This is a genomic window from Gammaproteobacteria bacterium (assembly GCA_037388465.1).
Taxonomy (GTDB): domain Bacteria; phylum Pseudomonadota; class Gammaproteobacteria; order SpSt-1174; family SpSt-1174; genus JARRKE01.
This window is the reverse complement of the sequence record JARRKE010000022.1, coordinates 22,378-29,650: the sequence shown is the minus strand read 5'-3', so window position 1 is coordinate 29,650 and position 7,273 is coordinate 22,378. Positions and strand designations below refer to the sequence as shown.

Annotated in this window: 8 protein-coding genes; 3 read left to right on the top strand and 5 right to left on the bottom strand. The window is 62.8% G+C overall.

Annotation, left to right across the window (positions count from 1 at the left end):
• Window positions 1-666: tRNA epoxyqueuosine(34) reductase QueG (queG, locus tag P8Y64_06670; protein ID MEJ2060155.1), on the top strand; the 666-nt coding region annotated here is incomplete at its 5' end.
• A 135-nt stretch (window positions 667-801) separates the two neighbouring features.
• Here queG and rpoS read toward each other — a convergent pair.
• From rpoS to surE, 5 genes are read right to left on the bottom strand one after another with little or no spacing between them, the layout of a single operon-like run.
• Entirely contained in the window at window positions 802-1,821 is a 1,020-nt protein-coding gene (gene rpoS / locus P8Y64_06665; GenBank protein MEJ2060154.1) for an RNA polymerase sigma factor RpoS, read from the bottom strand.
• A gap of 35 nt (window positions 1,822-1,856) precedes the next feature.
• Complete coding sequence (locus P8Y64_06660) at window positions 1,857-2,693, bottom strand: peptidoglycan DD-metalloendopeptidase family protein (protein ID MEJ2060153.1); 837 nt, start codon at window positions 2,691-2,693, stop codon at window positions 1,857-1,859.
• Complete coding sequence (locus P8Y64_06655; protein MEJ2060152.1) at window positions 2,627-3,211, bottom strand: DedA family protein; 585 nt, start codon at window positions 3,209-3,211, stop codon at window positions 2,627-2,629. The genes P8Y64_06660 and P8Y64_06655 overlap by 67 nt, the downstream gene beginning before the upstream one ends.
• Window positions 3,208-3,876 carry a protein-L-isoaspartate(D-aspartate) O-methyltransferase gene (locus P8Y64_06650; GenBank protein MEJ2060151.1) on the bottom strand — a complete coding sequence of 223 codons (669 nt, stop codon included), beginning with the start codon at window positions 3,874-3,876 and terminating at the stop codon, window positions 3,208-3,210. The genes P8Y64_06655 and P8Y64_06650 overlap by 4 nt, the downstream gene beginning before the upstream one ends.
• Complete coding sequence (gene surE / locus P8Y64_06645; protein MEJ2060150.1) at window positions 3,873-4,625, bottom strand: 5'/3'-nucleotidase SurE; 753 nt, start codon at window positions 4,623-4,625, stop codon at window positions 3,873-3,875. The genes P8Y64_06650 and surE overlap by 4 nt, the downstream gene beginning before the upstream one ends.
• A gap of 105 nt (window positions 4,626-4,730) precedes the next feature.
• On the opposite strand from surE, the gene P8Y64_06640 reads away from it, so the two are divergent.
• Window positions 4,731-5,270 (top strand): Smr/MutS family protein, encoded by a 540-nt coding sequence (locus tag P8Y64_06640; protein ID MEJ2060149.1) that lies wholly within the window; start codon window positions 4,731-4,733, stop codon window positions 5,268-5,270.
• A gap of 398 nt (window positions 5,271-5,668) precedes the next feature.
• Window positions 5,669-7,270 (top strand): cytochrome ubiquinol oxidase subunit I, encoded by a 1,602-nt coding sequence (locus P8Y64_06635; GenBank protein MEJ2060148.1) that lies wholly within the window; start codon window positions 5,669-5,671, stop codon window positions 7,268-7,270.
• Window positions 7,271-7,273 lie beyond the last annotated feature (3 nt).

Below are 7,273 nucleotides of genomic sequence, written 5' to 3'. Positions count from 1 at the left end.
TTCGGGCACCGCATCTTCGTGGACAGCGCCCCGGTGCTGGAGAAGGCCCTGGCCGAAAAAGCGGGACTGGGCTGGATCGGCAAACACACCAACCTGCTGGCCCGCGAAGCGGGCTCATGGTTCTTTCTCGGCGAGCTGTACACCGATCTGCCTTTGCCGGTGGACGAACCGACCGGCAATCATTGCGGCCGCTGCCAGGCGTGTATCGACATCTGCCCCACCCGGGCCATCGTCGCACCCTACGAGCTCGACGCCCGGCGTTGCATTTCCTATCTAACCATCGAGCTGCGCGGCGCCATTCCCGAGCCGTTGCGCCCGCTGATCGGCAACCGCATCTACGGCTGCGACGATTGCCAGCTGGCGTGCCCCTGGAACCGGTTTGCTCAACACACGGCGGAGGACGACTTCGGACCGCGCGCAGGCCTGGATGCCCCGGAGCTGATCGGGCTGTTTGCCTGGACCGAGGCGGAATTTCTGAGCCGTACCGAGGGATCGGCGATCCGCCGCATCGGCCATGAATGCTGGCTGCGCAACATCGCCGTTGCGCTGGGCAATGCACCAACAGGAACAAACGTGATAGCGGCATTGAACAGCCGCCGCGACGATCCCTCCGCCCTGGTGCGCGAGCACGTGGCCTGGGCGCTGGAACGACATGGTGTGAAGTGAGGATGAGAGCGGGCGCGCAAGTCTTGTCCCTTACGCCTTACGCCTTACGCCTTACGCCTTACGCCTTACGCCTTACGCCTTACGCCTTACGCCTTACGCCTTACGCCTTACGCCTTACGCCTTACGCCTTACGCCTTACTCCTTAAGCAGGGTTTCCTCGGACAGGCCGTGGCTTTCCAGGATCCGGCGCAGCTTGCGTAGCGCCTCCATCTGAATCTGGCGCACCCGTTCGCGGGTCACACCCAGTTCCTTGCCGACCTCTTCCAGGGTGGCGCGTTCGTAGCCGTGCAGCCCGAAGCGGCGGATGATCACCTCGCGCTGCTTTTCCTCCAGCGCCATCAGCCAATGCTCCACGGAGTTGGCGATGTCCTCGTCCTGCAGCAACGCGGAAGGCTCGCGGGACTGTTCGTCGGGAATGACTTCCAGCAGCGGTCGGCCGCCCTCCTTGCCTACCGGGATGTCGACCGAGGTGGCGCGCTCGCTCAGCTTGAGCAGTTTCTTCACGTCCTCGATGGGTTTGTCGAGCATCTCCGCCACTTCTTCGGCGGTCGCTTCGTGGTGCAGCTCCTGCGTGAGATGGCGCGCGGCCTTGAGGTAGGTGTTGAGTTCCTTGATGACGTGGATCGGCAGACGGATGGTGCGTGTCTGGTTCATCAATGCGCGCTCGATGGTCTGCCGTATCCACCACGTGGCATAGGTGGAGAAACGAAAACCGCGTTCCGGATCGAACTTCTCGACCGCGCGCATCAGACCGAGATTACCCTCCTCGATCAGGTCCAGCAGCGCCATGCCGCGATTCATGTAGCGGCGCGCGATCTTGACCACCAGGCGCAGATTGCAAACGATCATCTTGCGCCGACCCATCTCGTCGCCTTTACGGGCGAGACGCGAGTAATAAACCTCCTCCTCGGGGGTCAGCAGCGGGGAGAACTCGATTTCCTTGAGATAAAGGCGGGTCGCATCGAGATCGGCCTTGGGAATGTGGCCCGCCTCGAAGCGTTCTTCTTCCTGTTCTTCCTCCGGTTCCTCGTCCGCCTCTTCGGGCACTTGATCGAGAACCGAATCTTCCTCGGTCTCTTCGGCACTCTCCGGATCGTCCTTCGTTTCCAGGAGTGATTCGAGTTCCTCGTCCTTTGGTGACTTTTGCCGTGGCATCGTCTACTCCTGCATTCGGTCCGATTTGGCCGATGCTATTGTGAACCCGGTTTCGATGGCAGGTACCTCAACGGGTTGACCGGTTTGCCATCTTTGCGGATTTCAAAGTGGAGGATCGGCTCCGCGGCATTGGTCTCACCCAGCTCCGCGATCTCCTGGCCGGCTTTCACCTTCTCCCCCTCGCGCACGAGTAGTTTTTTATTATGTGCGTATGCGCTCAGATAATGCCTGTTGTGATTGATGATAACAAGCTTGCCGTAGCCGATTAATCCACTGCCGCTGTACACCACCTGACCAGCCGCCGCGGCACGCACGGGTTCGCCGAGTTTGCCCTCAATATTGATGCCTTTTTTGGTCTCGGAACCGGACACATAACGCTGCACCACTTTACCCTGCGCGGGCCACGTCCATTTGATGGCACCGTTGGGAATCGCAGGCGGTTGATAGGTTCGACGCGGCTTGGATACCGCATGCGGACGCGTTGGCGGCCGTCTGATGGAAGTGCTGCGCGGCGGCGGGCTGGGCGTGACGGCAGGCGGGGGTGCGGCTGTCGCGACCCGCGTGCTTAGGGCACGCGTCGGCTGCATGATCAGGTACTGCCCGGGATAAATGGTGTACGGCGGCCCAATGCCGTTCCAACGCGCCAGGTCGTGGGGATCGAGCCCGAAGCGCCAGGCGATACCGTAAAGCGTATCCCCCCGATGCACGCGGTATTTGTCCGCATGAATTGTCCCGTCAGGCGGGGTCGCACAGGCGACCACCAAGAAGGCGGTTACCAACCCCAGTAGAATCGCGCGGATGTGCCTCAGCGCAGCCACTTGACCCAGACGAAGACCATCACCAGAACCAGAACCGACAGCCAGCCCAGCCATTCGACGTAACGCCGGATCACGGGCTCCATCGTCGGGCCGGCCCAGGCCATGAATGCCGCGACAAGAAAAAAGCGCGTCCCGCGCCCGACGAAGGAGGCCAGAATGAACGGCGCCAACGCCATGGAAAGCGCCCCCGCCGAAAGCGTAAAGACCTTATAAGGTATGGGTGAAAAGCCGGCCACGAACACGACCCATACGCCCCATTCGCGGAACCAGGCCTGGGCGCGTTCGAAACTCTGCATATAGCCGAGCTGCTGCAGGTACGGCATCAGCAGTTCGAGGAAAAAATGTCCCAGCAGATAACCGAACAGGCCGCCCACGGTGGAGGCCGCGGTCGCCAGCAGGGCGAACGCGAACCAGCACTTCGGGCGGGTCATGGACATGGGGATGAGCATCACGTCCGGCGGAACCGGAAAAAACGAGGACTCGGCGAAGCTCAGTCCCGCCAGGTAGCGGGGTGCATGGCGATGGGCGGCCCATTGCAGGGCCCGGTCGTAAAGTGGCGCAAACAGTTTCAAGTGGATTTCCCGCTGAGAAAGGGAACGAAATTGACCGTCTCGAGAACTTCGCGTTCAAAATGATCCGGCGTACGGGTGATGAGCTGCAGTTCCTGCTTGCCGTCCGACCGCCCTACCGGGGCGACCAGCCGGCCGCCCACGGCGAGCTGCAGCAGCAGGCTTTCCGGAACCTCGTCGGGCGCCGCAGTCACCAGGATGCCGTCGTAGGGCGCATGTTGTTCCCACCCCCAGGTACCGTCACTGTGCGTCGCGCGAATATTACGGATGCGCAGGCTGTAGAACAGGTCGCGCGCGCGCCGGTACAGCGGCTGGATGCGCTCCACCGTATAGACCTGCTGCACCAGCATGGCCAGCACGGCCGCCTGATAGCCGGAGCCGGTGCCCACCTCCAGCACCTTGTCGAGGGTACCGCCGCCGAGCAGCACCTCCGTCATGCGCGCGACTATATAAGGTTGGGAGATCGTCTGGCCATGGCCGATGGGCAGGGCGCTGTCCTCGTAGGCACGCGTGGCCATGGCCTCGTCGACGAACATATGCCGCGGCACCGCCCCGATCGCATCCAGCACCCGTTCGTCCTGAATCCCCTTCTGACGCAAGCGCTCCACCAACCGGTTGCGCGTGCGCTGGGACGTCATGCCGATCCCCCCCAGTCCGGTACTGCTCATGCATCTTCCCCCGACAGCCAATCTGCCAGCGGCGCGACCCGGTCGTGCAAGGTCAGGTCCACCTGCAACGGCGTTATAGAAATGAAGCCCGCGTTGATGGCGCCGAAATCGGTGCCTTCTCCGGCGTCCTGCTCCGGCCCGGCGGTTCCCACCCAGTAAATGGGGCGTCCGCGCGGATCGCGCCCGCCGACCACCGGTTCGGACTTGTGACGATGGCCGAGGCGCGTGGCCTGAATCCCGGAGACCGCGTCCCACGGCCGATCGGGCACGTTGATGTTCAGAATCGTGTTCGCCGGCAGCGGGCGCGAACGCATCCGCTCCAGGACCTCCAGCACGGCCCTGGCCGCCGTTTCGAAATACTGCGGATCCGGGCCCAGCTGCGAGACGGCGATCGCCGGCAGCCCCAGAAAGCGCCCCTCCATGGCCGCGGCCACGGTACCGGAATAAATCACGTCGTCCCCCAGGTTGGCGCCGCTGTTGATACCCGAGATCACCATATCGGGCTCGGTTTCCAGCAGGCCGGTAATGGCCAGGTGCACGCAGTCGGTCGGCGTGCCGTTCACACTGATGAAACCGTCGTCGTGCAGTTTGGCCCGCAACGGCTGATCCAGGGTCAGCGAATTGCTGGCGCCGCTGCGGTCCCGGTCCGGCGCCACCACGGTGACTTCGGCAACCGCCTTCAGGGATTCCGCCAGGCACCGCAACCCCGGTGCCTGATAGCCGTCGTCATTGCTAACCAGGATATGCATATCAAAACTGAAAAATCACAATTCGCTTACTATACTGGAATGGATTTCCGAGGCCCACGGAACCGGGCCTTTATTCTGCTGGCCGCATCGGAGACGGGGGATACCATGACCCGACAGGAAGACGACGACGACCGCGAACTGTTCCGCCGCGCCATGTCCGGCGTGATTCCCCTGGAACACGACCTCGCCCCCGCGGACGACCGCCCGCGGCCCGCCCCCGTCCCGGAAATGCGCCGCCGCGACGACCAACAGGTCCTGGTGGACATGATGTCCGACGGCTACGAGGAACTCGACATCCAGCCCGGGGACGAGCTCCACTTCTGCCGTCCCGGGATCCAGCATTCGGTCTACCGCAAACTGCGCCAGGGGCAGTTCCGCCTCGAGGCCGAGCTCGACCTGCACGGCCTCACCGCCGACGAGGCCCGCCGCATCCTGGTGGAATTCCTGCTCGACGCCCGTGCCCAGCGGCTGCGTCACGTACGCATCATCCACGGCAAGGGCCTGCGCTCCGACCAGCGCGGCCCCGTACTGAAGGCCCGCGTGAACAAGTGGCTGCGCCAGCGCGAAGACGTGCTGGCCTTCACCTCCGCCCGTCCCGTGGACGGCGGAACCGGCGCCGTGTACGTCCTCCTGAAACGAAGCTGAATCCTTTTGTTGATTTACATCAATGCGCGTGAATTGCGAGGAATCAATACTCCCTCTGCATCTGCAACATTCGACCGCATCCGCTGTCGCATTCGGTATTGCAGCTCCACCCCTGCTCAAAACAGGGTTATTGCAGCCATGAATATTAGAACCCCCTAATATTCATGGCTGCCGACAGGGGCGGGAAGGTCTGAACGTTGCGTGCAGCTCAAGGACGAGCCGCACCGTAACCGCAGGCACCCGATGTGCCTGCCCCGGAGTCGGCAACTCTCCGGGAAACGCTGAAGACGCAAGGATTGCGTGCTGCAGCAACTGTGCGGACCCGGCTCAGGCGTTCCAGCGGGCTCGCACAGGTGGTAGTGCCAAGAACCACTAACCCGAAAGAGAGGAGTGCATGCATGATCGTCCCCACTGATACCGTTGTAGAGCTGTCACGCTGGCAGTTCGCCGCAACGGCCTTGTACCACTTCCTGTTCGTGCCGCTAACCCTGGGTCTGAGCTTCATCCTCGCCGCCATGGAGACGGTGTACGTCACCACCGGCAAGCAGATCTACAAGGACATGACCCAGTTCTGGGGCAAGCTGTTCGCCATCAATTTCGCCCTCGGCGTGGCGACCGGCCTGACCATGGAATTCGAGTTCGGCACCAACTGGTCCTTCTATTCCCACTACGTCGGCGACATCTTCGGCGCCCCGCTCGCCGTGGAGGGCCTGATGGCCTTCTTCATGGAGTCGACCTTCGTGGGTCTGATGCTGTTCGGCTGGGACCGTATGAGCAAGTCGGCCCATCTGGCAGTGACCTTCCTGGTGGCACTGGGCTCGAACCTCTCCGCCCTCTGGATCCTGATCGCGAACGGCTTCATGCAGGACCCGCAGGGTGCGTTCTTCAACCCCGTCACTCAGCGCATGGAGCTGTCCAGCTTCTTCGACCTGATGTTCAGCCATGACGCGCAGTCCAAGTTCGTGCATACCTCGATTGCCGGCTACGTCACCGCCTCGGTGTTCGTGGTGGCGATCAGCGCCTGGTATCTGAGCAAGCGTCGTCATGTCGAACTGGCCCGCCGCTCGCTGCGCATGGGCGCCCTGTTCGGGGTGTTTTCCGTGATCGGCGTCATCACCCTGGGCGACGCGCTGGGCTTCGTCGCCGGCAGCGCCCAGCCGACCAAGCTGGCCGCGATGGAAGGCATGTGGCAGACCGAGAAGGCCCCCGCCCCGCTCAAGCTGATCGCATTCCCCTCCGACAAGGAGCAGCGCAACGTGGGCCCGCTGATCGAGATCCCCGGACTGGCCGGCATCCTGATCACCCACTCGCTGGACAAGGAACTGCCCGGCATCAAGGAACTGGAAGCACAGGCCGCCGAACGCATCCAGAACGGCATTCCCGCTCTGACGGCGCTCAAGCAGCTGCAGGAGGACCCGAACAGCGCCCAGGCAAAGGCACAGTTCGACGCCCACAAGCAGGATTTGGGCTACGCCATGTTGCTGATGCGCTATGCACCGGATGTCACGCAGGCCACCCAGGCGCAGATCGAGAAGGCCGCGCGTGACGCCATTCCACCGGTGTGGGCCGTGTTCTGGTCCTTCCGGCTCATGGTCGCCTTCGCGTTCCTGATGTTGATCTACCTCGTGGCCATGGCCACCTACTCGCTGCGCGGCCAGTGCATGATGCAGAACTTCATGCTCAAGATCTCGCCGTGGATGATCCCGGTGCCATTCCTCGCCGCCGAGTTCGGCTGGTTGACAGCGGAGCTGGGCCGGCAGCCGTGGACAGTTTACGAAAAGCTGCCCACCTGGATATCGGCCTCCACCCACTCCGAGGGCTACATGATCTTTTCGCTGACCGGCTTCACGCTGCTCTACGCGACCTTCATCGCCGTCGAGATGTACCTGATGGTGAAAAACATCCGCAAGGGTCCGGAGCCGCATGATCATGCCCCCTCGGGTGGCGGTGCCGCTCAGCCGGTGTTTGCCCGTCCGGTCATGAAATCCAACGAGGAGTAAATC

Bases quoted from the DNA above. Each gene is read 5' to 3' on its own strand.
- rpoS (MEJ2060154.1), bottom strand. From the start codon at position 1,821: ATGCCACGGCAAAAGTCACCAAAGGACGAGGAACTCGAATCACTCCTG.
- P8Y64_06650 (MEJ2060151.1), bottom strand. From the start codon at position 3,876: ATGAGCAGTACCGGACTGGGGGGGATCGGCATGACGTCCCAGCGCACG.
- P8Y64_06640 (MEJ2060149.1), top strand. From the start codon at position 4,731: ATGACCCGACAGGAAGACGACGACGACCGCGAACTGTTCCGCCGCGCC.
- P8Y64_06660 (MEJ2060153.1), bottom strand. From the start codon at position 2,693: ATGGCTGGGCTGGCTGTCGGTTCTGGTTCTGGTGATGGTCTTCGTCTG.
- P8Y64_06635 (MEJ2060148.1), top strand. From the start codon at position 5,669: ATGATCGTCCCCACTGATACCGTTGTAGAGCTGTCACGCTGGCAGTTC.
- surE (MEJ2060150.1), bottom strand. From the start codon at position 4,625: ATGCATATCCTGGTTAGCAATGACGACGGCTATCAGGCACCGGGGTTG.